This is a genomic window from Salinivibrio sp. ML198 (assembly GCF_001996015.1).
Classification (GTDB): domain Bacteria; phylum Pseudomonadota; class Gammaproteobacteria; order Enterobacterales; family Vibrionaceae; genus Salinivibrio; species Salinivibrio siamensis.
Genome location: NZ_MUEZ01000001.1, coordinates 73,291 through 98,113 on the forward strand (window position 1 = coordinate 73,291; position 24,823 = coordinate 98,113).

23 protein-coding genes are annotated in these 24,823 nt (G+C 49.4%); 9 read left to right on the plus strand and 14 right to left on the minus strand.

Annotated features, from left to right (window positions below; translation table 11 throughout):
* Nucleotides 1-50: 50 nt before the first annotated feature.
* The gene (locus BZG25_RS00280; RefSeq protein WP_077607408.1) at nucleotides 51-344 is read right to left on the minus strand and encodes a metalloregulator ArsR/SmtB family transcription factor; all 294 of its coding nucleotides are present in this window, start codon (nucleotides 342-344) and stop codon (nucleotides 51-53) included.
* Nucleotides 345-587: 243 nt separating this feature from the next.
* Here BZG25_RS00280 and BZG25_RS00285 point away from each other — a divergent pair, with 243 nt between their 5' ends.
* Both BZG25_RS00285 and BZG25_RS00290 read left to right on the plus strand, forming a co-directional pair.
* A complete protein-coding gene (locus BZG25_RS00285; RefSeq protein WP_069586663.1) occupies nucleotides 588-779 on the plus strand; it encodes a DUF2892 domain-containing protein in 192 nt (63 codons plus the stop codon).
* Between the two features lie 10 nt (nucleotides 780-789).
* A complete protein-coding gene (locus tag BZG25_RS00290) occupies nucleotides 790-2,490 on the plus strand; it encodes an FAD-dependent oxidoreductase (protein ID WP_077638284.1) in 1,701 nt (566 codons plus the stop codon).
* A 72-nt stretch (nucleotides 2,491-2,562) separates the two neighbouring features.
* On the opposite strand, the gene cysM is transcribed toward BZG25_RS00290, so the two are convergent.
* A complete protein-coding gene (cysM, locus tag BZG25_RS00295) occupies nucleotides 2,563-3,453 on the minus strand; it encodes a cysteine synthase CysM (protein WP_077638417.1) in 891 nt (296 codons plus the stop codon).
* Nucleotides 3,454-3,697: 244 nt separating this feature from the next.
* Here cysM and cysP point away from each other — a divergent pair, with 244 nt between their 5' ends.
* From cysP to BZG25_RS00315, 4 genes are read left to right on the plus strand one after another with little or no spacing between them, the layout of a single operon-like run.
* A complete protein-coding gene (gene cysP / locus BZG25_RS00300; protein WP_077638285.1) occupies nucleotides 3,698-4,702 on the plus strand; it encodes a thiosulfate ABC transporter substrate-binding protein CysP in 1,005 nt (334 codons plus the stop codon).
* 23 nt (nucleotides 4,703-4,725) lie between these two features.
* Nucleotides 4,726-5,592: a sulfate ABC transporter permease subunit CysT gene (gene cysT, locus BZG25_RS00305; protein ID WP_069363063.1), complete on the plus strand. Its 867-nt coding sequence runs from the start codon at nucleotides 4,726-4,728 to the stop codon at nucleotides 5,590-5,592.
* A 9-nt stretch (nucleotides 5,593-5,601) separates the two neighbouring features.
* On the plus strand, nucleotides 5,602-6,510 hold the full coding sequence (cysW, locus tag BZG25_RS00310; RefSeq protein WP_077638286.1) for a sulfate ABC transporter permease subunit CysW: 909 nt from the start codon (nucleotides 5,602-5,604) through the stop codon (nucleotides 6,508-6,510).
* Nucleotides 6,511-6,513: 3 nt separating this feature from the next.
* On the plus strand, nucleotides 6,514-7,641 hold the full coding sequence (locus BZG25_RS00315) for a sulfate/molybdate ABC transporter ATP-binding protein (protein WP_077638287.1): 1,128 nt from the start codon (nucleotides 6,514-6,516) through the stop codon (nucleotides 7,639-7,641).
* Nucleotides 7,642-7,699: 58 nt separating this feature from the next.
* Here BZG25_RS00315 and BZG25_RS00320 read toward each other — a convergent pair whose 3' ends face one another.
* Nucleotides 7,700-9,181, minus strand: coding sequence for a bifunctional diguanylate cyclase/phosphodiesterase (locus tag BZG25_RS00320; RefSeq protein ID WP_077638288.1), 1,482 nt, complete (start codon nucleotides 9,179-9,181; stop codon nucleotides 7,700-7,702).
* A gap of 304 nt (nucleotides 9,182-9,485) precedes the next feature.
* A complete protein-coding gene (locus BZG25_RS00325) occupies nucleotides 9,486-10,673 on the minus strand; it encodes an NnrS family protein (RefSeq protein WP_158010243.1) in 1,188 nt (395 codons plus the stop codon).
* A gap of 662 nt (nucleotides 10,674-11,335) precedes the next feature.
* On the opposite strand from BZG25_RS00325, the gene BZG25_RS00335 reads away from it, so the two are divergent.
* Nucleotides 11,336-12,499, plus strand: a complete 1,164-nt coding sequence (locus BZG25_RS00335; protein ID WP_077638290.1) for a DEAD/DEAH box helicase — start codon at nucleotides 11,336-11,338, stop codon at nucleotides 12,497-12,499.
* 63 nt (nucleotides 12,500-12,562) lie between these two features.
* Here the strand turns inward: BZG25_RS00335 and BZG25_RS00340 are convergent, their stop codons facing one another.
* Entirely contained in the window at nucleotides 12,563-13,189 is a 627-nt protein-coding gene (locus BZG25_RS00340; RefSeq protein WP_077638291.1) for a DsbA family protein, read from the minus strand.
* Nucleotides 13,183-14,052 carry an MBL fold metallo-hydrolase gene (locus BZG25_RS00345; RefSeq protein WP_046075766.1) on the minus strand — a complete coding sequence of 290 codons (870 nt, stop codon included), beginning with the start codon at nucleotides 14,050-14,052 and terminating at the stop codon, nucleotides 13,183-13,185. The genes BZG25_RS00340 and BZG25_RS00345 overlap by 7 nt, the downstream gene beginning before the upstream one ends.
* Nucleotides 14,053-14,227: 175 nt before the next feature.
* On the opposite strand from BZG25_RS00345, the gene BZG25_RS00350 reads away from it, so the two are divergent.
* Entirely contained in the window at nucleotides 14,228-15,130 is a 903-nt protein-coding gene (locus BZG25_RS00350) for a LysR family transcriptional regulator (protein ID WP_077638292.1), read from the plus strand.
* A gap of 86 nt (nucleotides 15,131-15,216) precedes the next feature.
* Here the strand turns inward: BZG25_RS00350 and BZG25_RS00355 are convergent, their stop codons facing one another.
* Entirely contained in the window at nucleotides 15,217-16,158 is a 942-nt protein-coding gene (locus BZG25_RS00355) for an ABC transporter substrate-binding protein (RefSeq protein WP_077638293.1), read from the minus strand.
* Between the two features lie 118 nt (nucleotides 16,159-16,276).
* Between BZG25_RS00355 and BZG25_RS00360 the strand changes: the two genes are divergently transcribed.
* Entirely contained in the window at nucleotides 16,277-18,376 is a 2,100-nt protein-coding gene (locus tag BZG25_RS00360; protein ID WP_077638294.1) for a methyl-accepting chemotaxis protein, read from the plus strand.
* A 29-nt stretch (nucleotides 18,377-18,405) separates the two neighbouring features.
* On the opposite strand, the gene BZG25_RS00365 is transcribed toward BZG25_RS00360, so the two are convergent.
* From BZG25_RS00365 to BZG25_RS00395, 7 genes are all read right to left on the minus strand, one after another.
* A complete protein-coding gene (locus BZG25_RS00365; RefSeq protein ID WP_077638295.1) occupies nucleotides 18,406-18,855 on the minus strand; it encodes a hypothetical protein in 450 nt (149 codons plus the stop codon).
* A gap of 448 nt (nucleotides 18,856-19,303) precedes the next feature.
* Nucleotides 19,304-19,783, minus strand: a complete 480-nt coding sequence (locus tag BZG25_RS00370; RefSeq protein WP_077638296.1) for a YaiI/YqxD family protein — start codon at nucleotides 19,781-19,783, stop codon at nucleotides 19,304-19,306.
* A gap of 64 nt (nucleotides 19,784-19,847) precedes the next feature.
* On the minus strand, nucleotides 19,848-20,969 hold the full coding sequence (locus BZG25_RS00375; RefSeq protein ID WP_077638297.1) for a S9 family peptidase: 1,122 nt from the start codon (nucleotides 20,967-20,969) through the stop codon (nucleotides 19,848-19,850).
* 27 nt (nucleotides 20,970-20,996) lie between these two features.
* Nucleotides 20,997-21,755, minus strand: a complete 759-nt coding sequence (locus BZG25_RS00380) for a MipA/OmpV family protein (protein ID WP_158010244.1) — start codon at nucleotides 21,753-21,755, stop codon at nucleotides 20,997-20,999.
* Between the two features lie 75 nt (nucleotides 21,756-21,830).
* Complete coding sequence (locus tag BZG25_RS00385) at nucleotides 21,831-23,120, minus strand: HAMP domain-containing sensor histidine kinase (protein WP_077638299.1); 1,290 nt, start codon at nucleotides 23,118-23,120, stop codon at nucleotides 21,831-21,833.
* Nucleotides 23,117-23,791 carry a response regulator transcription factor gene (locus BZG25_RS00390; protein WP_077638300.1) on the minus strand — a complete coding sequence of 225 codons (675 nt, stop codon included), beginning with the start codon at nucleotides 23,789-23,791 and terminating at the stop codon, nucleotides 23,117-23,119. The genes BZG25_RS00385 and BZG25_RS00390 overlap by 4 nt, the downstream gene beginning before the upstream one ends.
* Before the next feature lie 129 nt (nucleotides 23,792-23,920).
* Entirely contained in the window at nucleotides 23,921-24,607 is a 687-nt protein-coding gene (locus BZG25_RS00395; RefSeq protein WP_077638301.1) for a type 1 glutamine amidotransferase domain-containing protein, read from the minus strand.
* Nucleotides 24,608-24,823: the final 216 nt, after the last annotated feature.

Consider the following 24,823-nt stretch of genomic DNA (forward strand, 5'->3'; position numbering starts at 1 on the left):
AGCGCATCGACGGGCAATAAATGTATGCTGATCGCTCAGATTCAGACACATCAGGCACAATAGAGCCGCTGCAAGGTGGCGATAATCGCCGCGACGTGGGGGTCATTGAGCTGATAAAACACCTGCTGAGATGACTTGCGCACCTTAACCAGTTGATGCCGCTTTAACACGCTAAGGTGCTGGGAAAACGCCGACTGACTGAGCGACGACCCTTGCAGCAATTGCCCCACGGAGCACTCTCCGGCCAAGAGCTGGCACAGCACAATTAAGCGCTCAGGATGGGCCATCACTTTCAACATGGTCGCCACCAAAGACGCTTGCTCACGCATGGCAACAATGTCCATGTCAGGTATGCTTTCTGTCTCAAACGGCACGCTTGACTCTGCCATCGCCTACTCCTCTCTCGCCAATACTCATAGCTTAGCGCGCCATTTTATTTAGTCAATTCTAATTTAGTTTAAATATAATTAGACTTTTCTAAATATAACTTCTAGAGTGATCCCAGTGCCGACAAACACTGAAGGCGTTCGAGCCAAAGCGGTTCGGTCTGTCGGGGAATCGTATAGAGGATGCAAAGGAGTCTTGCTATGACAATTGATAATGGCGTACGTGTAATCGCTGGCATGATGGTGCTACTTTCTGTCGTGCTTACCCTCACAGTTCACAGCCAATTTATTTGGCTAACCGTCTTCATTGGCGTAAACCTGATCCAAAGTGCGTTTACAGGGATTTGTCCGGCTGCCTTTTTCCTGAAAAAACTTGGACTAAGCAACGCTTGATGGAGTCATAATGACCAAAATCGTAATTATTGGCGGCGTCGCTGGTGGCGCCTCTGCCGCCGCTCGCGCCCGTCGCTTAAGTGAAGAAGCCGAAATTATCATGTTCGAACGTGGCCCGTACGTCTCGTTCGCTAATTGTGGTTTGCCTTATCATATCGGCGGAGATATTACCGATCGCAGTAAACTCTTGCTGCAAACCCCAGATAGTTTTCGCGCCCGCTTTAATGTGGATGTGCGCATCAACAGCACAGTCACTGCGATTAATCGCGAGGCCAAAACCGTTACCGTCACCCGTGCCGATGGTAGCAATTATCAAGAAAGCTACGACAAGTTGTTGTTAAGCCCAGGTGCGGCCCCCATCATGCCGCCCATTCCTGGCTTAGATAACCCGCTGACCCACTCGCTCCGCAATATTCCAGATATGGATGCGATTTTGCATACCATTGATATGAATAACCCCAGCCATGCGACTGTCGTTGGCGGAGGATTTATTGGCCTTGAGATGATGGAAGCGCTGCATCAACGCGGGATTAAAACCACCCTATTGGAGATGGCCGATCAGGTCATGACGCCAGTTGATCGCGAAATGGCCGGCTTTGCCCACCAGAGCATTCGCGATCAAGGAGTGGATTTACGCCTAGGCACAGCGCTGGAGTCCGCCGAGTTTATTCCCACCACGCATGTCGCCAGTGATGATGCCGGCGAGCCGAGTGAGCCGCAACACCTAGAAGGTTCACTGAACCTCACGCTAAATAATGGTGACACGCTGCATACTGAATTGTTGATCATGGCGGTTGGCGTTAAGCCTGAAGTCACGCTGGCGCAACAGGCGGGGCTTGCCATTGGTGAAAAAGGCGGCATTGTGGTCAACAGCGCCATGCAGACCCAAGACCCCGACATTTACGCGGTCGGTGATGCAGTGGAAGAAATCGACTTTGTGACCCATAAACCGACGTTAGTACCACTGGCAGGTCCGGCGAACCGTCAAGGGCGGATGGCCGCTGACAATATGCTAGGAAGTACTGAACATTATCTCGGCACCCAAGGCACCGCCATCTGTAAGATTTTCGATCTGGCCGTCGCCTCGGTGGGCCAAAACGAGAAACAACTCAAGCTCGCTGATATCGATTATCAAAAGGTCTATGTCCACGCCGCCAGTCATGCCGGTTATTATCCTGGCGCGGAAATCGTCTCATTTAAGCTGCTGTTTGCCCCAGATACCGGCGCGATTTTAGGCGCACAAGCGGTGGGTAAAGATGGCATTGATAAGCGCATTGATGTCATGGCGGTCGCGCAGCGTGCTGGTATGACAGTCGAGCAGCTTCAACACTTAGAGTTGACTTACGCGCCACCTTACGGTAGTGCCAAAGATGTGATTAACCAAGCGGCCTTTGTGGCCACCAATATTCTTAAAGGTGACGCGACGCCGATCCACTTTGATGAGTTAGAAAAGCTTACCGACGATCAAGTGCTACTCGATGTGCGCAATGCGCCAGAGCGCGAAAACAGCCAGTACATTGAAGGCGATGTGCATATTCCGGTCGACGAGCTGCGCGGACGCATTAATGAGCTGCCAAAAGACAAAGAAATTGTGGTGTACTGCCAAGTCGGTCTGCGCGGCAACGTCGCCTACCGCCAGCTAGTCAACAATGGCTTTAAAGCCCGCAACTTAATTGGTGGCTATCGCACCTACAAATTCGCCACAGCGTAGTGCGAACACTATGTTCAAATTCAACTGGGTGACCCCACATGGGTCACCTTTTTTATGCTCGCCAGTAAACGGTTACGAAAACAACCCAGACGACAAATAACGATCGCCGCGATCGCAAACAATGGCCACCACCACAGAGCCGGGTTCGGCTTTGGCGACTTGCAGGGCCGCAAACACGGCACCACCCGAGCTAACCCCTGCACAAATACCCTCTTCTCTGGCGAGGGCGCGCGCGGTCTCTTTCGCATCTTGCTCGGAAATGTCCATCACTGCATCAATGTGCTCGTCGGTATAAATGCCGGGAAGATATTCAGCTGGCCAGCGGCGAATACCAGGAATCGCGCTCCCCTCTGTCGGTTGTAAACCAATGGTTTTAATCGCGGAATTTTGCGTTTTTAAGTACTTTGAGGTTCCCACAATGGTACCTGTGGTGCCCATGCTGGCAATAAAGTGGGTGATTTGTTGCTGACTCTGTTGCCAAATTTCTGGCCCCGTACCCATTAAATGCGCCCGCCAGTTATCCGGGTTATTGAACTGATCCAACACTTTGCCCTTGCCCTGTGCTTGCATGGATAAAGCTAAATCGCGAGCGCCCTCCATCCCCGCCGCTTGAGAGACGAGGATCAACTCACTGCCATAGGCTCGCATGGCATCTTTGCGCTCCTGTGTGGCGTTTTCAGGCATGATTAAAATCAGTCGATAACCTTTAATCGCCGCCGCCATCGCCAACGCGATCCCTGTGTTGCCACTGGTCGCTTCAATCAAGGTATCGCCGGGTTGGATATCACCCCGCGCTTCTGCCTGCACGATCATATTGAGTGCGGGTCTATCTTTCACCGAACCGGCCGGATTATTACCCTCGAGTTTGACTAAAACAGTGCTGCCTGTCGCTGCGGCTAACCGCTGCAAGCGCACCAAAGGGGTCTGACCCACATAGTCTTCAAGCGTGGGGAAATCAGCCACGTTGTTTACCTCTTCATGTTTCATGAATTGCCTGCCTGATGGATGCTCTCAACACCGCGTAAGACACTGTCTACCGCCACATCCTACAAGGAGGCTTGACACGACACGCAGACATTTTTTCACTAACATATACAAAATGGTTATATTTAAACTGTTTTTTATTCCCTTCAATTGCTTTTATTCTGTGACCTATCCCAACTTTCTTTGCTGATCACAGCAACAAACGGCCATCAAGGATTTAACAATGAAGGTATTCAAAACTCTGGCTCTTTCGGCCTTGCTTGCCACCAGCGCGGCGCCGGTATCTGCCGCCGAGCAAACCCTCTTGAATTCATCTTACGATATCGCACGTGAGCTTTTTGCTGATTACAATCCGCTGTTTGCAGCGCACTGGCAAGAAAAAACCGGAGAATCGGTGACCATTAAGCAGTCGCACGGTGGATCCTCGGCGCAGGCGCGCGCCATCATGCAAGGGCTGCAGGCGGATGTGGTCACCTTCAACCAAGTCACGGATGTGCAGGTGTTGTACGATCGCGGCAAGTTGATCGATAAAAACTGGAAAGAGAATTTCCCCAACAGTAGCTCGCCGTACTACTCAACCACCGCGTTTTTGGTGCGCAAGGGCAACCCAAAGAACATTGAAAATTGGGATGATTTAGCCAAGGACGACGTAGCCTCTGTCTTCCCAAACCCAAAAACCTCTGGTAACGCCCGTTATACCTACCTTGCCGCACTCGGTTATGCACAAAAGGCATTCGGCAAAGATAACACCGAGCAGCAAGACCAATTTTTGAAACAGCTTCTCGCCAATGTGGCGGTGTTTGATACCGGCGGCCGCGGCGCAACCACCTCGTTTGTTGAACGCGGAATTGGCGATGTGCTGGTCACCTTTGAATCAGAGGTCAATAATATCCGCCAGCAATATGGCAGTGATAAATACGATATTGTGGTACCTAAAACCTCGATTTTGGCCGAGTTCCCCGTCGCCGTGGTCGAGCGCAACGCCAAACGCAACGGCACTACCAAGCTGGCGACCGAGTATTTGTCTTACCTTTACAGCGAAAAAGCACAACGCTTACTGGCCGATTTTAACTACCGCGTCCATCATCCTGACGTAGTCAAAGACCATGCCGATCGTTTCCCTGAAGTCGAACTGCTGACCGTAGAAGCCATCGCAGGGAGTTGGGATCAGGCCATGAAAACGCACTTTGCCAGTGGCGGAAAACTCGACCAACTACAACGCCGTTAATGTTTTCTAGGTATTGAGACGCTATGCCATCGCTATCGTATCAACGCCAATCCACACCTTGGGCAGCACGTCAGCAGCGCGTGCTGCCCGGGTTTGGCATCAGTTTGGGCGTGTCTTTGCTGTTCATCAGCTTAATCCTGCTGTTACCAGCCAGCGGCCTTATCATGCAAACCAGCCAAATGAGTTGGCAAGAATACTGGTTTGCCATCACTGACCCACGCATTGTTGCCAGTTATAAAGTCACAGCCGGTGCGGCGCTGATTGCCTCACTACTAAATGGTGTGATTGGCCTGCTCTTTGCGTGGGTGCTGGTGCGATACGATTTTGCGGGCAAACGCTTGGTCGATGCGCTGGTTGATTTGCCGTTTGCTCTCCCCACCGCCGTTGCCGGTGTCACGCTCGCCACCCTGTACGCCGATAACGGCTGGATAGGCAGTGTGCTTGCTAACGTCGGTATCCAAGTTGCTTACACGCCGCTTGGGATCGTGATTGCCATGATGTTTACCAGCTTGCCGTTTGTGGTGCGTACCGTCCAACCCGTGTTGGAGGAAATTTCCCAAGAGGAAGAAGAGGCCGGTACTGTGCTCGGGGCGAGCGACGCTGCGGTATTTTGGCGGATTATTCTGCCGACCATCAAGCCAGCGTTGTTAGTCGGTGTGGCCTTATCGTTTACCCGCAGCTTAGGCGAGTTTGGCGCGGTCATTTTTATTGCTGGCAATATGCCCTACGTCAGCGAGATCACGTCGCTGATGATCTTTGTTCGCTTGCAAGAGTTTGATTTCCCAGCGGCGAGTGCCATTGCCTCGGTGATCTTGATGGCATCGCTGTCGTTATTGTTTGCCATCAACCTTTGGCAAGGCCGTTATCTAAAACGTATTCACGGGCGGTAAGGACACTTTATGAGCACAAACTCGGTGAGAATTGGTGATACCACATGGATCAGGCGCAGTTTAATCGCGCTTATGCTGCTGCTCGTGGCGCTGGTGTTGGTTGTGCCGCTGGTGAGTATTTTTTCCATCGCCTTCGCCGATGGCATCATAAGTTATTTTCAGCATTTACTCGCACCGGATACCCGCCACGCGATTGGCCTTACATTGTTGGTGGCCGTTCTCACGGTACCCATTAACCTCGTATTTGGTGTGATGTTGGCATGGGCGGTCACCCGCTTCCAGTTTCCGGGACGAAAGCTGGTCACCACCTTGATTGATATCCCGTTTGCCGTGTCGCCCGTGGTCGCAGGCTTACTCTATTTGCTGCTTTATGGCAGTAACGGCTGGCTAGGCGCGTGGCTATTTGAGCATGATCTTCAAGTAATGTTTGCCCTACCCGGCATTGTGTTGGTCACTATTTTTGTTACCTGCCCTTTTGTCGCCCGCGAGCTGATCCCGCTCATGCAACAGCAAGGGCAAGCAGAGGAAGAAGCGGCGGTGGTGTTAGGCGCATCATGGTGGCAGCTTTTTCGCCGCGTCACCTTGCCCAATATTAAGTGGGCCCTCATCTACGGGGTCATTTTGACTAATGCGCGCGCCATCGGCGAGTTTGGTGCGGTCGCTGTGGTGTCAGGCAGCATTCGCGGTCAAACCAATACCCTGCCTTTGCAGGTACAGCTGCTCTATGAGGACTACCAAACCCAAGCGGCGTTCGCCTGTGCGTCATTACTTGCCTTTATGGCTCTCGCCACCTTGGCGCTAAAAGCTTTGGTGGAATGGCGTCAGCATCGTGTGCACGCCAGCACCGCGCCGATGGATGAAAGCAGTGCATCAACGCCTGCCCACTTAACTTTACAAACGAACCAGAGTGAGCCGTAAGCCATGCGCATTCAACTGAACGATATCACCAAACACTTTGGCCAATTCCAAGCGTTATCGCCGTTATCACTCACCATTGAGCAAGGTGAAATGATGGGGCTGCTTGGCCCCTCAGGATCCGGGAAAACCACTTTATTGCGCATTATTGCCGGATTAGAAAGCAGTGACAGCGGCCAGATCCTGTTTGGAGAGCGCGATGTCACCCGCGTTCACGTGCGAGATCGCCGTGTCGGGTTTGTTTTTCAAAACTATGCCTTGTTTAAACACATGACGGTGGCGGAGAACATCGCCTTTGGCTTGCAAGTGATGCCGCGTCGCGAGCGTCCTTCACCGGCCACGATTACACAAAGGGTTAATCAACTGCTTGAGGTCGTGCAGTTAGGCCACCTGGGCCAGCGGTATCCCGAACAATTATCAGGCGGGCAAAAGCAGCGTATCGCGCTGGCGCGAGCGTTAGCGACACAGCCGGAAATCCTATTGCTTGATGAGCCATTTGGGGCATTAGATGCACAAGTGCGCAAAGAGCTGCGTCAATGGTTACGCCGACTGCATGATGAAATGGCTTTTACCAGTGTGTTTGTTACCCACGACCAAGACGAAGCACTGGAACTATCGGATCGCGTGGTGGTGATGAGTAACGGTCAAATTGAACAAGTCGACAGCCCGGTTGATCTATATGCTGCGCCGAAAAGTCGCTTTGTGTTTGATTTTTTGGGGAATGTAAATGTCTTTTCCGGCGCCTATCAACAAGGCGTCTGGAAAAATGGCAATGCCTTTATCCAACCCACATTAAACACGCACATCCAACAATCAGGCACTTTGTATGTGCGCAGCCATGAGTTAACTCTGGCCGATAAACCCAATAGCCAACTCTCGCTGCCCATGCGTGTGGTCTCTATCAATCCAGTCGGTGCCGAGGTGCGGGTTTCACTCGCTCCACAAGGCTGGGAGAGTGAACAACTGTGGGAGGCCACCTTGACCCATCATGCGTGGCAAGCCGCAGCGTATCAAAAGGGCGATACCGTGTATGCGATGCCGCACCGCGGATATTTTTTCAACGGCACTGACATGGAGCCACAACGCCTTAATTGGCCATTTTTGGCGAAAGATAGCTTGGTATACGATATTTAATGGTTTTGCGGGTAAATCTTGGCGGTGCTTTATCAACTCTCTACTCAGTATCCGCCTTTCAAACAGACATCGCCACTTTCAATTCGGATAGCGAAGAAGGGTAGCCTAGGTAATAACCTTGTGCATATTCGCACTCAAAGCTTTTCAACAATGCAAGCTGAGTGTCCGTTTCCACGCCTTCAGCCACCACGTTAATGTCAAGTCGTTTGGCAATATCAATAATACCTGCAGTGATCGCTTTGGCACGACTGTCGGTTTCCATCGATTGGATGAAACTACGGTCAATCTTGATCTCATCGACGTTGATTCGGTTAAACATCCCTAAAGAGGTATATCCCACACCAAAATCATCAATGGAGAAAGCCACGCCATGGCGTTTGAGCGTATCAACCACTCGTGCGCACTCAAGAATATCATCAAGTGCCGCGGTTTCGGTTATTTCTAGGCACAGGTAACGCGCGAATTCTGGATTCAGTTGCAAGTAGTCATCAATACGCCGGATCGCACTCTCACTATTAAACTCAACCGCAGAAATATTAACCGACACACGCTGAATGACAGTTCCCAACAGACCGCTATCATGTAACTGCTTGGCAGCTTTTTCGAGCACGAGCGCCGTTAGGTCTTCGCAAAACCCCTGCTCTTCGGCGAGCGTGATAAACGTACTCGGTGGCACCACACCATAGGTTTCATGGGTCCATCTCGCCAATACTTCTAAGCCGGTTAGCTCGCCTGATGCCAAGCGATATTGCGGCTGAAAGACAACCTCAATCTCTTTGTTATTGATTGCAATCCTGAGTGCGGAAACGAGCTGCCTACGCTTTTGAGCTTGCTCAGTTAAATGAATATCATGATACGTTATCGCCCCTTTGCGCTTTTTGGCATCATTCAGGGCGCGCGTAGCCGCCGTCATCAAGGTGGCGGCATCGTCACCATCTGGCCCAAATAACGCCACCCCTATCGAGCAAGTGGCTTTTTGATCGTATCGTTGCAAATGACGATGACACTCACGGTGCAACCTATCAATATAAAGGGCCATATCGCTAGCACCGTCTAACGCTACAAGGCAGGCAAAGCGGTCTGCATGGACGCGCGACGTGAGTTTATCGAATAGCGTTGATACCTCAATGGCATGAGCCATGTCAGACAGCAGGTGATTAGTACGTTCAAACCCAAGTTTATTGGTGAGTGATGTAAACCCATCAATGTCGATAATCACCAAAACATACGAGGTTTGTTGCTCCCGTGGGGCAAGCAAGGTATCCACATGACGCATAAACACTGAAGGGCTGTGCAACCCTGTGACACTATCAATGTCACTCGCTCGCTCTAACGCTAGGTTATTCCTTCTTGCCAAGTTCCAGAGCATAATCGATGTCACCACAACAAAGAGGTGCCCTTTGAATGCTTGTGCCAGCTCGTACAGCTCCAGGTTTGTTGTTAAGGCAGTCACCACGCGATCGGAGAATAAGATCCACAAAGTCGCAAAAAAGAAATAGATAAACGCCAGCTTCAGTGCGTAGTAGTTCGTTTTTTTCATTGTGGTTCCCGTGCGATGACGTCCATTCAACCTTTTTGCAACACCCTACCTCACGCCCACCGTGACGCAAAGTGAAGGAGGCGGCAATAAAACCGACCTCTTTCAATCCATTATTAAAAATGAGACAGCGTTTTTAAAGTGTGTAACTGCATATTAGGTCTAATGTTAGTTGTTCGCTAGAAAAAACGACAATAAACAACCTACTAATTGATAAACGCCTTCCATCTCTATCAGCCATCTCATCAATGATTAGGCGTTAAACTACCTAGCATCAATCCAACACAATCCGGTAAAGCGTCATACATTACCCCGCCGCGCCATCTGCGCGTGCTTGGCTCAGCATAGGGCCAAATCGCACCGCAAACCAGCCATAGCTGATCGTCCAAAGCAGTGCTGATGCGGCAACCAGCTCTAGGGTATACACCGGCCAAAACCACATGCCAAATACACGGACGAGGGCTGAAATGAGTAAGGCATAAAAGAGCCAAGAAACAGTGGGACCTTGATAGACATTGCGCCCAGTATGGCCGAGCGTGACTCGCACAATCATGGCCAAGACAACGCCACCGAGCGCACCTATCGCGAATAAGTGCCAGATAAGATTTGATGCCCAGGGGTTAATCACCAAGGCTTTTAATAACAAGCCAAGTGGTAAAAAGAGATAGAATACGTGCAACGAGAACAGCATAGGTACCTGGTACGCTCTCCAACCTTGCCAGCGGTAGAGCCGAACACATTGCGCAATACCCGCTGTAAGCAGCAACCCACGCGCGACCATGTTATCAGTACCGGACACCAAAGTGACGCCAATCAGTAGCACAAACAGAGCAATAATCGCTCGCTCTAGCCACACAGGTGGGCTGGACACCTGTATACCCAACTTCTTCTCCGTGAAAAACGGGATCACGCGGCCACCCATGACGCTAATAAGCAGCATGAACCACAACAAGGTACTGTGCCAAACTTGATTAATAGGTAGTGAAACTTCCCCTAGCATTACGCCGTAAGACAATGCGTTAAGCAAAGCCGCCACCGCTAAAATAGGAATAAACAGATAATTGCGCTGACGCTTAGTCACTACCACGCGATAACCCAACGACCATGCCACGCAGGCCATAAACAGGGTATCAAGTACAAGGCTCGACCACATTGGGACATCCACCCAGAAGCTCAACCGCGCCAACAGCCATAATGAAAAAATGGCGAAAAGCTTCAGCCCTCGGGTACCCGGCACACCCGTCCAGTTTTGCACCGCCGTCATTAAGAACCCACCGACAATGGCCATCGAAAACCCAAACAGCATCTCGTGGGCATGCCACCAAAGGGAGGGAACGGTCAGTGAAACCATTCCAGGATGCGTGTAAAGCCCACTCCATATAATAATAACCAGACATGAGTAAAGAGCACCAAAGAGGAAGAAGGGCCGAAAGCCCAATCGGAGCAACGGTGGGATCTTATCTTCTTTTTGTTTGTCGGTGACATTCAGTAGCATGGTAAAGCACTCCATAGGAGAATTTCGATGATGTCACCCTAGCACACACGAAAACACTGCCTTTGATATTAAACAAATCCAAACCACTTTAATGTGCTACAAAAAATAGGGTTATTATATCTATTGAGTAACCGATTTCCGTCTTGTCGTGTCACTCGGTCAAGGCCGTCAATAGAAGAAGAAACCCAAACCACTAAATAGAACCACGCTACTGAAAATTAATTACAACATTGTCATTTAATACAGATATTAATTAAACATTGATCACAAATGAAACACGAACTATGCTCTAAATATACCAATATGTAATTTAGTTACACACAAGGAGCGTGCTATGTTATCTGCAATTAAGGAACTTTTTACCCCTCATAAAGACTATGCCGGCCGACATATCGACGCTGTTATCGATTGATTAGCGGCGCAAACAGGGACAGAGCCCCATGTTTGGTCTTACCTTCGAGAGCAAGCTGTTTATGAAAACACCCTCAATGGCATGCGTGTATATCCTCATGAGCTCAGAAAGTACGCGGCCTAGAACAAACTGTCCCTAGAACACCAGCAGATTTTGCGTCGTGCTACTGTAAGGTTCGTGCTAGACTCCACGCCATTCAGTGTGTCTGTGCAGTAACGCGGACACACGCTTCTTGTTTGTTGAGTCTGTTATGCCATTTAAAAAACTGGGTTTAAGCGACCCACTTTGCCAAGCCATAGCCCAACGCGGCTTTACCACGCCAACATCTATTCAAGCCAAAGCGATTCCAATCATCCAACAAGGGCATGATCTGATTGCCGCGGCACAAACGGGCACCGGAAAAACCTCGAGTTTTATCTGGCCTATCATCGATAAATTATCTGCCGGTGAAGCAGGACGTAAAAAGCGCGCGCGCGCTCTCGTCATCGCTCCCACTCGTGAACTCGCCCTGCAAGTGGCTGAGAGCGCACGTCAAGACAGCCAGTTTACTGAGCTAAAGACCTTAGCGATGGTTGGCGGCATGGACGAGCAGGCACAAAAGCAAGCCTTGATCGACGGCGTCGACATTTTGGTCGCCACCCCGGGACGTCTACGGGATTTACTCAGCCAACGTGCCGTCTATTTAGATGAAGTGGAAGTGCTGGTGCTGGATGAAGCCGATCGTATGCTCGATATGGGCTTTATTGATGCCATTCAGAATATTCTTGACCGCTTGCCTGCCAGCACGCAGTGCTTACTGTTTTCGGCCACACTCTCTAATAAAGTGCGCGATCTGGCCAAAGCGACCATTGGCGATGAAGGCAAAGAAATCAGCATTGCCGCACGAGATGCCTCGAAAGACAACATTACTCAGTGGTGCATTCCAATCGATAAAGATAAGAAATCCGCACTCCTTAGTCATTTGATTAAAGAGAATGGCTGGACACAGGCGTTGATTTTTATCGAAACCAAACACGGCGCCGCCAAACTCGCCACCCAGCTGGAAAAACGGGGCATTGCCGCCGAAGCTTTTCACAGTGGACGCAGCCAAGCCGTGCGGACCCAACTGCTGGAAAACTTTAAAAACGGTGACATCCAATTTTTAATTGCCACCGGTGTCGCTGCACGCGGCATTGATATTGAGTCGCTCGAACGCGTGGTCAATTACGATCTGCCCTTCCCGGCCGACGAGTACGTCCACCGAATTGGCCGTACCGGTCGCGCCAGTGCTCAAGGCGAAGCGATTTCATTGGTCTCAAAAGATAACACCAAAAACTTGCGCATGATTGAAGCACGTCTCGGGCATCCACTTGAACGTCGCATCATCGAAGGCTTTGAGCCTAAAAAGCCGGTGCCGCTGACTGCACCCAAGTGATAATGTACAAACAATGATCGCGACAAAAAACGGCGAGCCTGGTGCTCGCCGTTTTTGTTTGCTTTATGCCTGAGTCAGTGTTTGCCACAGCGCCTGCCATGCGTCTGGGCGGCGATAGTATTGGCTCACTGTTATGGCTTGCCATTGGCCGTTTTGCTCCACCAGCATGGATGGAAAACCGCGTAAGCCATGCGCTACCATCAATTGACGGGTTTGATTCACCGCGGGCATCACGTCATTTTCGGCGCGATTCATCGCCTGTTGCCAAGCCTCTGCCTCTATCCCCATCTCACTGGCAAGCTCTGCGAGCGTGTCAGCGTCATAGACGGAGCGACCTTGCTGATAATGGCCACGCTGGATGCGTTTCAGCATCTCTGCCCCCTGACCATCAAGCTGCTGAGCAGCGAGGATGGCTTGCGCGGTAATAAAGGAGTCCAAAATTACCGGCTGGTCGCTTGCCACGCGGTCAAGATAAGCTTGACCAAATGTCTGTCCGGTTTGATCGGCAATGGTCTGATCTGCCGCCAAAATGTGTTGACGAAAGCTGTCTTCAATCGGCGCACGCTCACGCATGCCACCTGGATGAAGCTGCAAGTTAATCTCAGGGGTGTTGCTCAGGCTTTCAATCAAGGTGGCGGCGCCAAAGCACCAGCCACACATTGGGTCAAAAATATAGTGGACGTTTACCATTCCATTTCTCCCATATGTACTTTGGCACCAATTTCCAAAGCCATCGGCAAACCCGCTTTCGGATATTTCGCTTGCATGGTTTTAATCAGCTCAGCACTGTCTTTACTGTTTGCTTTCGCCTCGGCAAAGTCTTGCAAATACTGCTGGGCAAAAGTAATGGTGTCAGCGTTCAGTGCCGTGCCCGCGGTCATGTGTCCTGGGATCACCACGTTAGGCTTCAGTGCTGCCATTTCTTCTAGTTGTGCGGCCCAACCTTCACGCGCTTGGTCAGATTGTGCGTCTGCCATCCAAAGGTGAACATTGCCATATACAGCGACGTTACCCAGGATCGCCTTGTTGGCTGGGATCCAAAGATACGGACGATGCGCCAACTCGCCTTTCGCGCCGCGAATTTCAATTTTACGACCGTCCAGTGTCAATGACGTACGGGTATACGCAGCAGGTACCACGGGATTTTGCGGCGCATTGTCACCCATTTTTGGGCCCCAAAATGCCATTTTTCCATCCAGTTTTTCTGCAATGGTGGCGCGCACTGCCGGTGTGGTGATCACGTTTGCATCAGGGAACATACCGTGCAGCACTTCCGCACCAAAATAGTAATCTGGGTCTGCTTGGCTAATAAAGATAGTGGTCAGCGCTTTCCCAGAATCCAGCACCTTAGCAGCAATACGTAGCGCGTCTGCTTTAGTAAAGCCCGTATCAACCACCATGGCTTCGGTTTCGCCATACACCAAGGTTGAGTTTACGTGGAAGCTGTTACCATCCGCGTTATACACGTCTAAGTTCAAGGGTTCAGCATTATTTGCTGCCATTGCGCTACCGGTTAGTAATAAAGAGGCGGCTAGGGTTTTTATCAATTTCATCGTCGTGCTCCGTTGTTTGCATTCGGTGTTGAGATGCTGTGCAGTTTACGGGCTCGACTTGTTCGGATATATAGCTAATAATTTGCATCATTGTTTCATATTTCGATCATATTGATGCGTCGTCGCCATTCATCACACGATCGATATTGTTTATAGCCAACCTCGGAGCACACTCATGGATAAACTTACTGCGGCAAGAGTCATGGTAGATGTCGCCCTAACGCAAAGTTTTACCGCCACTGCCGAGCGTCTCGAGATGTCGCGCCCGATGGTGACTCGCCATGTCGAAGCGCTGGAAGACTGGTTAGGTGTGCGCTTATTGCAGCGCACCACGCGCAAGGTTTCATTAACTTCCGCCGGCGAGCAAAGCTTGCCGCAACTGGAACAATGGGTTGAGCAAGCCAATGCCCTGACACAGCAATGGCAACAAGACGCGGGCTTGACCGGAAAAGTGCGGGTGGCCACCAGTATGTCGTTTGGTTTTGCGCAACTGATCCCCGCGGTAAAGCCTTTTATGGCCGCTCACCCTGGGGTCGATGTAGATATTGAAGTGCAAGATAAGGCGGTCGATTTGATTGCAGATCGGATTGATATAGCCATTCGCATTGCATCCAACCCCGACCCTTCCCTAATTGGTCGTCCGATCGCCGCGTGTGATTCCGTTTTGGTAGCGGCACCGGATTATTTGGCGGCCCATGCACCGATCCGCTCCCCGGAAGATCTCACCGCGCATAGCTGTCTCAGTTATAAGCAATTTGATCGACCGATTTGGCATTTAGACAAAGACGAGGAGCACGCCGCGGTTGAAGTGCAAGGTAAGCTCTCAGCTAACGAGGCGACTACTTTACTCAGTGCTGCCATTCAGGGCATGGGCGTGAGCATGCAGCCGGTGTACCTGGCTCATAGTGCCATTGCGCGAGGTCAGCTGGAGGTGGTACTCCCCGATTGGCAACCCAAGGCAATGGATATCTACGCCTTATACCCGTCACGTCGCAATCAACCACCGGCGGTGCGAGCATTGCTAGATGCGCTGATTGCCCACTTCGCAGATAGCGAGTGGGCATCAATAAACATTTGAACGAGATCGCTGACTAAAAAGCCTTGAGTCATAGACTCAAGGCCAAGAGTACGAGCGAAGCCACAGTTGATATCTATAAACCAACGCTAAACATTGCAACTTGAAGCTGAAAGAGTTTGATCAATAAGATCCTGCTTTTTCTCCAACCATGTTTGCGCTGCTTTTTCTATTGGCAATTTTTCGACATCAAGCAAAGAAGCAGCCAAGGCTATATCAGCGTTAGTCAGCTTAAAGTTTTTCATGATGGAGTAAGCACAGCTAGACTTGCTCTCTAGATCAGTCGATATTGCACTCTTTAACCACCCGCCAGCTGGATTACCACAATCCCAGGTGAACTTCTTGTTATAACCCCACGACGGTCGCGTTTCACACTCTTCCGTGTATTCGGGAAATTCAACAAAACTTCCATCGTAAACAGCTTCTACCCAGTTTGGTGACCAATTAAAAATCATTAAGGGTTTTTTATCAGCAATGTACTTATGAATGCGTTCATTAATCTCACCACCGGACTTCAGCATAGTTACGTCAAACTCAAGATCAAGCGCTCTTATTCTTGCGCGGTCCGGCTTTTCCCAAGGGCCAGAGTAATAGTGGCCAACACTATCGCCTCCAGAAAAAACACCGGGGCATTTTTGCAGTGCTTTCCAGTCGGGTAATCCTGGACATAGCTCCTCAACATACGATGGGTACCACCAATCCTCACGCGTTTTTGCATTGTGAGTGACACCTTCTAAAACTAGTCCCCGCTCTCTCATTTCACTGAATTTGGGTCCCATTGAGCCTTCCCATACTTCGACTTGGACATCTGCTTTTCCAGTACTTAAAAACATCCACTGCGGGGCTGCAGACGATTTCCTTATCTCGGTTTCAACGCCGTTGTCTTGCATCACCTGAGAGAGAGCATGCGTCAGCACACGCTGACTTGCCCAATCTAACTCCAGCAGAGTAACGGGGGTTGAGAGTGCCTTTGGCACAAAAGAGAAGGTGAGAAAGGCGCCTGCGATAAAAGCTAGAGACTTATTACGCATTATTTCATCCTCGGTGAGACATTCTTTTTAATCTTAGTCTACATTAACAAAACAGCAACAAATTAGAACAACGCTTAAAGACTAATAATTTCATTAACTTAAAAAGGGAGGATCATCAATGTCCTTGTCATTAACTGCGAGAATAACTCTACTTTCTACCTTTTTGATGGCCTCCGTCTTGATTGTTGGGCTAGGTGTCAACTTATCTAACAATCTCGGCGTCTATGACGACATCAACCACCGTATGACTGAAACTTTTACTCGAGAGTCGAATCTCGAAATGAAGCTTGCAGTCAGTAATGCAGTTGCTGATATTGAAGAGCTCGTTATTCCTGTTATTAAAAACCTGGAAATATTAAAGAGCAATATGGAAGTGTCTGCTGAACAAGGAAAAGATCCTGATTTTCTTCTCAAGCTTTTTGAGGCAACTATGATGCCTCAAGAAGAAGCTGTTTTTTCTGGTTATATGGTATTCGAAGAACCGGCATGGCCCTCTTCTTTTAACTCTACGCCCTATACAAAAAAAGGATTTAACGATACTGGTTTTCTCGCACCCTTTTATTATCCGGATGGTAAAGGTGGGTATGATTTCGTAGCCATGAACTCATTTTCAAATACCGAGCTGAATAACAATGGAGAGCGCAAAGATGACTGGCATTTATACCCTTACGAAAATAACAAACTATTTCTCATGGAACCCTATTTTTATGAAGTTCCTAGTCGCGGTGAAGAATTAATTACCACAATCAGTGATTCAATAGAGATTAATGGCCAAGTTGTTGGCAGTATTGGATTAGACCTTTCTTTAAAAACAGTTCAGAATATGGCTGAAGAAATTGACTCAAACCTTTTCGACGGAAAGGGACGCGTTAAAATTCTATCTTGGAAAGGTGTCACATTAGGCGATAGTGATAATGCATCTAATGTTGGTTCAAAACTATCAGAATTTCAAGACTTTGACATTAATGATATAAAAAACAGTGCGAGTGAAAAAGCATTTATTCGTTCAGGTGATGACATTGGCCTGTCAGGTGAAGTCAATACCTACACCAACAACCCTTGGTTAGTTAGTGTACTGGTGCCTGAAGCCCTGATTCAGGAAGAGCAAAACAGTTTTACTAGCTGGCTTGATAAGGAAACATCTAAGTCGTTGTATTTCGCGTTTCTGGGTGGGTGTGTTTCTTTACTTCTAGGTACGCTAGCAATGATTGTCACATCACGCCAGTCTACTTCTACCCTCAGAGATATCATCGGCAATCTCGATGATATTCTACAGGGAGAAGGGGATCTTACCAAAAGACTCGCAGTGAAAAGAAAGGACGAGACAGGGCAAATATCACAAAAGACAAACCTTTTCTTCGAAAGCTTGCAAGAACTCATAAAAGACATTAAAGATATTGGTCTAAAAGTCAACGAGCGAGCCAGCGAGTCGAGCTCTCTTTCTATGGATACAAAAGAAAAAATTGATGCTCAAACAAAAGAAATTGGTTCACTAACAGTCGCAGTGCATCAAATGTCAAAATCAGCAGAGGAAGTCGCATCATCAACGCGTCAAGCATCAGATTCCGCTTCTAACGCTCAAAATTCGTGTTCGCAAGGAGTCAAGCGACTACAATCAACATCGAGCCAGATCACCACTATCTATCAAGATTTGGGTAGCACAGAAGAGCGCGCACAATCTCTATCTGCATCCACAGAAAACATTGAAAGCATTCTTACCGTGATCGGTAATATCGCTGAGCAAACCAATCTTCTCGCCCTGAATGCCGCCATCGAGGCTGCTCGTGCAGGTGATCAAGGAAGAGGCTTTGCTGTTGTTGCAGACGAGGTCCGTCTTCTAGCGCAAAGGACTCAAGAGTCAACTCAGGAAATCACTGAAATGATTGATCAACTCTCTGACAATACCAAGGCAGTTGTGTTGTCAATCAATGAAAATTACAAAGCCGTCAAGGAGACAGTGTCAGATATCCAAGAAACAGAACAGCTTTTTCAGTCAATCGCCGAGCAAATTGAAGACGTAAACGAACAAGCCCACCAAATTGCCAGTGCCGCCGAAGAACAGTCGAGAGTAAGTGAAGAAGTCACTCGGAATATTACAATTATTTCAGACATGTCGGAAGAAATTAAGGCGATCAGTGATAACTCGTCATCTACATCCGATGAAATGCAACAAAGCACTGACAGCCTCAAAGATAAGCTCAGTAAGTTCAAAGTGTAATAAACTTCAGACCCCAGGGCGGAGAGTGTTCAATATTCTGTACTCATGCGTTCGCCCTGACCACAAAGCCGCTCAAAACCATAAACGGTAACTAGTGACATCAAGACCCATACTAGCCACTTAAAGGCATTCTGCACTACAGCAACCTCTATTGGGTTACCAACAACAAAGTCCATTAACGGTTGACGAATTAATGCTCCATGTAGAGCTGTAAGCAACAAACTTAAGATAATAAAAGCTTTAAATTGACCATATTTGATGATTTTATCTCTGATAAGCCAATACAACACTATTGCTGATATGCCATATTCCAATGATGTCAGCATAGCTATATATCTGACATCCCAAGAAGGAATAATACGTTGTCCTTCCATATATTGTGCAATCCAAGCTTGCAGCCATTCAGCGCTGAATACATGAACGATAAAACCGCAACTTGATGCGATAGCCGCTATAACAAAATACTGTACATACTTCATAAAAACCTCGAAAACTGGACAGAACTAGGACTAATTAGCAACCTTTAAGTTCCGAGGTTTATCCTGAAAATACTAAAATTGTATTAGTGCGCATGCTCTATTTGTCAAAATCGCTATACGCAATTGTTCTTTCCTAACCTACTGTTAGTATGAATATTTTTATCATTCCAGCCTGCCTCTTTTCCGAGAAAGTGTGCATGACGCCTATCTCTGATGATGTGTTCACACTATCACCACACCTACTTCCATAATTTATTGATTATACTTACTTTCTTCTCTCACGTTCTGGGGTAGTGTGCAGAGCAATGACAAAGCATGCACTCAATTGACGTGCTCCCGCCGACAAGCTGGTTATCTATCTAGTATTTCCCACGATACCGCTGATCAGTTCTCGGTACCTAACACCTTCTAATGATAAGAAAAATTGAGTGAGAATAAGCACGCGGGCTTAATCAGACGATTTTGCTTGCGCGGCATGATGACGCTGCGCTTTAACCAACCATTTATCGAGCTGATTGGCAAAGGCTTGTTTTTGCTGCGGGCCAAGCGGAGCGGGCCCCCCTGTGTGCACACCGCTACTGCGCATGGTTTCCATAAAATCACGGATATTAAGCCGGGCGCGGATGTTTTCTTTGGTCAGCAATTCGCCGCGGGTGTTAATCACTGTCACGCCCTTTTCAATCACTTCATCCGCCAGCGGAATGTCTTGGGTGATCACCAAATCGCCCGCCTCTGCCTCGGCAACAATTTGGTTGTCGGCCACATCAAAGCCCTTCTCGACCTGACGTGCGCTGGCATAGGGCGACGGTGGCAAGCGAATAAACTGGTTGGCAATAAAGGTGGCTTGAATGTGTGTTCGGTGTGCCGCGCGCACTATCATCTCGCGCATTGCGACCGGACAAGCGTCCGCGTCTACCCATATTTGCATGCTGGTTCTCTTAGCGTTAGCGTCAATGTCTGCATTAAACCCCAATTCACCGCAAATTGAAACGTTACCCCTGCGTTGTATCCGCGTTTAGTGCTGGCTTTGAATCGCTTACCCGCTCGGGCACGCAGATAGTTGTCGGTCTTGGTTGCCCACTCTCAAACTGAGCCAGCCAAGCCGTTAAGCATGGCATCACACCATCGGCGAACGCTGCGTCCCCATGCCACCAAATCCGTGCCAGTGTTAACCAGCGGTGACGCTCACTGTGTGCATTGGCGATGTTGTCGGTGCGCAGTAGGCTGTGGTCGGCATTTTCAAACACACGCACGTGATAAAAAGGCAGCGGCGCGTTAGCGAGCAGCTGGTGATACGTAGAAGCGGTTTTATCTGAGTCGACATAAGCATCCCGCGCACCAAACAACGCTAACGTAGGCACGTCGAGATCGATTAAATCAGCAGTCACATCCGAGGCCCAATTACGTTGTACAAATTGCCAAAAGGCCTCGCTCATGGGCGCGTTGCCATTCGAGTTTACGTGGTTGAGGTACTGCTGATACGACGCGCCGGATTGGATCAAGGCATCCACTGTCGCCTCGGCAGCTTGCTCTTCCGCAATAGCGGATTCACTGTATCCGGCGGCTAATCGCCGTTGACGTCCAGAATACTCGGATTGCGCCATCCAGTTGACTGCCCCACCGACACTGATCAAAAAGTCGATGTTTTCGACTTGGTGCGCCACCTTCGGGATCACCCAACCGGCTTGGCTAAAGCCCATCAACCCCAGTTTGCCATCCTTTAGCCCCAAGGTTTGGCGCAAATAGCGAATCGCCGCCGCGACTTCATCGGCCCGATCTTGCATCGATTGCGACCGCCAATCCCCGCTCGACTCTCCCACTCCCGGTTTATCCCAAGACAACGCACACCACCCATTCGCCGCTAACACTCGCCAAAGTGGGAGGTAATAACCAAACGCATCGGTCGGCACGTCACCAGAACCATGCACAAACACCACACACTGATTCGGCGCCTCAGTACCTTCAGGTAAAATTAACTCACCCGTGAGCTGATTATCGCCTACGTTAAAGTGAATGGCTTGACGCTTTAGCCCCGCGTTTGGGTCATCCATGACTATGACCAAAAACGTGCCTATCAGCACCAGCGCTGTCAAACCTCGCTTTAGCCACTTCATACCCTTTCTCCTTCCACCCCATTACCGCTAAAAGGTGTATAAATAGCCGGTATTGAACGACCACAAATCGTCTCTATCAACAATCGGGCTGTCTGATACTTCATCGCCATAGTGGCGATAGCCCACCCCCAACAACAGATGATGCGCGCGGCCAAGCGTGTAATAGAGATTGAGGTCGGATTGGAATGTGCAGGTTTGATCAGGTTGATAAGTCGTTCGGCCAGCTTTGGCGTCTTGGGCAGACACACCAACATAATAACGACTCACCACACTACCCACGCAAGTCAGTGACAATTGTGGATCCACCACCCATTGGCCTTGTTCTATCGGCGCACCATAGCGGGCCAATACCGCACCACTGTTATGATTATCCGAGATATCATGATGGTAGCCGAGCTCAAAATAGCCCACCGACGTTATCCAGCCGGTAGTTAGATTAGCGGTATATACCTTATCGAGACTTTTCATATCCTTGAGGGTTTTGCTGTCACCGCGGGTGTGATCGCCAAACACATCGTCGCCCACACCCACCGACACATACCAGCTGTCGCCCTCGGCGAGATACACACCTAGGGTGTCGTTACGATAGAAAATCCCCTCCCATTGCGCTTCAACCACCAGCTCAATGTCTTGGTCATCTTCACCATCTTTATAAATCGACGGCTCGGTATAGCCGACCAGGCCGACGGTCAGATAATTATCCCCAGATACGCTATCGGTTTGCGCTTGCGCAACCCAAGGCACCAAGATCAAAACTAAACAGATAAGTGTGACAAATGGATTCACCGGCGATTCTCCATAATGGCGAAATAGTAACTGAGAGTTCGCCCTTATCTTGAAACAACCGGTATTAAGAAAACCTTAAGCTCGCTCCCTCAAATTGTGCGCGGCTTCCCAATTGATAACCGCTCTAGCAATCTGAGCGTCGCACTGAAATTCAAAATGCCAGTTGAGCTGACCGGCAATGCGTTCAACAAGCTGTAGACCTAGGCCAAATCCCAGCTGATTCTCGTCCAAGTCTGAATCGATGGGGTTGGCAATCAAAAACTGTCCGCTGGTGATCTTAATCTCAATGACGCCGGACGCACTGTAGGTGAGCGCATTGCGAATCAGGTTGGCGCTCGCAATGCGAAATAACTCCCTCTCGATACAAATAGGATCACTGTGATTATCGATATGGACAGTCACTGGCTTATGCGCTGTAAGATACGCCAGCTCATCCACCAAAGTTGCGCACAGCGAGCCAAGGTCGACCTTTGATTGGCGAACCTTATCTGGATGTTGCCTTGCCAGCCAAAGCAGTGATTCAGACAGCGCCATCATATTGGCGTTGGCACGCGAGGCACGCTGTAATGCCGGATAACTGGCATCCTTTTCACCGATGCGTAGTGACAAGGTATCCAAGGAAGCCTGCATAATCGCCAAGGGCGTGCGCAGCTCATGGCTAGCATGCTTTAAAAACTGCTGCTCTCGTTGGTTATGCTCACGCACCTGTTGCAGCGAGGCCATCAAGTGGTCGGCGATTTGGTTAACTTCACGTACCGAAAAGCGCACATCGATAGCTTGATCAGGGTGTGTTTTTACTCGCGCCGACCATGCCACCAACTCTTTGAGTGGCTTCAATGCATTGTTGAACAACAGCCCAATCACGGTGACAAGCACCAGCATAAAAGCGGCAATTAACACGCTGGCATCGGCCAAAGAGCGCTCGACAATCATGGCGGCTAATGCCTCGATTTTTTCTGCCGCTTCAAATTCGACCAAGTACAGGCCTTGGGATAGATGATGGTCGGAGTACAACAAATAGCCATACTCGCGTGATCCACTATCGTTGATACGCTGAATTTCAACTGGATCATCGGGTTGTATCGGCTCTGAGGAAAACAAATCACGCACCGATTTTGGGATAGCAAGCCAATCTCGATACGCACTAACAGTGTCGCTTTGGGGCAATGGATAGTTAGGATCGGCGGCCAGCTTTTGCTCGAGCTTGATAGCATCGAGCCGCATGTAGTTTTTGCCCGCCTGACTGATTTGATAAAAACTAAACACGGTGACAAGCGCCAACAGCCCAATAAAGATCGCCAACGCCATCAAAAAAAGCTGGCGGCGCGATTGTGCTGCGAGGCTTCGAACCGGACTTTGGCTCATACCGGCGCGGCTTCAGAAAGAGACAAACCAATGCCGACATGGGTGTGGATCAGCGTTTTTGCAAACGGCTTATCAACCACTTTTCGCAAATGGTGAAGGTGCACGTTAATGGTCCCTTGGCGCACATCCTCGCTAGCCCAAATCGCTTCTTCAATATCGCTTTTGGACACCACAGTGGGTGAACGGCGCGCTAACAACAATAAAATATTCCAACCGATGGGGGTCAATTTAAGCGGCGTGTCACCGCGCGACGCGATATGCTCTTTGGGGTAAATCGTCAGATCGGCGATGGTAATACATTCTCGCACCGGTTGATGACGCCGATGCAAGGCTTGTAAACGTGCGAGCAACAAGGGCATGGTGCAAGGTTTGACCACATAATCATCCACGCCAGCGCGAAAACCCTCAAGCTGGTCGGTTTCCGCATCACACGCGGTCAGCATTAACACCGGGGTATCAATGCCCTGTTCGCGCAGCTCTCGACAAACCGCCATACCCTGTGTTTTGGGCAGCATGTTATCGAGTATCACACAATCAAATACCTGCTGGCTGGCAAGCTGAATACCCGTTTCGCCGTTATAAGCAAAATCACAGTCGATATTATGCAGCTCTAAATATTCTGAAATCGCTAAGCTGAGGTCGTGGTCATCTTCAATGATGAGTATTTTCATGCGACGTGCTCTTCTATCCGTGTCGTGTTTAATCTACACGAATCCATTGAATAAAAAACACCCCTAGTAATCTCGTCCGATACAAAAAAAGCGCCCGCAGGCGCTTTCATCTAGGGACTATCATATGACTTACTTTAGCAACGCCAACACCGCGTTGACGCACGCTTCAGACGACACTGGGTTTTGCCCTGTCACTAAGTTGCCATCGGTGACCACATACGAAGTGAAGTCATCCGCTTTCTCGTAAAGGCCGCCATTTTCTTTGAGCATATCCTCAACTAAAAACGGCACCACCTCAGTCAGGCCAACCGCAGCTTCTTCACCGTTGGTAAAGCCGGTTACACGTTTACCTTGCACCAAAGGCTCGTCGCGATCTGAACGCGTGTGACGGAACACGGCGGGACCGTGGCATACCGCACCAACGGGTTTGCCCTGATAATAGAAGGTCTCAATCAGCTGACGAGATGTTGGATCTTCCGCCAAGTCCCACAATGGGCCGTGTCCACCGGGATAGAAAATCGCGTCGTACTCGTACGCATTCACACCGCTCAGCTTGACGGTGTTATTAATCATATCTTGCAGCTCAGCATCGCCATCAAAGCGGCGAGTAGATTCCGATTGCGCATCTTCTGCTTCGCTGTTTGGGTCAATCGGTGCCGCGCCACCTTCAGGGCTCGCAACCACAACGGTTGCCCCTGCATCTTTAAACGCGTAATAAGGGGTGGTGAACTCTTCAAGCCAAAAGCCTGTCTTGTGTCCCGTATCGCCCATGGCATCGTGAGATGTCAGCACCATCAAAATTTTGTGTTGTTGCATCATCGCTCCTTATTGTCACGCGTTTGGGTAATATTCACTTGGTTTTCATCGAGTAGACTAACAAGACATGACTACTAACGTAAAAGGAAGCCGATTCGATCACCGTAATCTATTGACGGTTTCTTTACGTTGATTGGCTAACTCTGACTTAATGCTAGCGCAATAATGACACCCAAGCGCAACAAACACCTATCATGGAGCCATTCATCGCTGGCT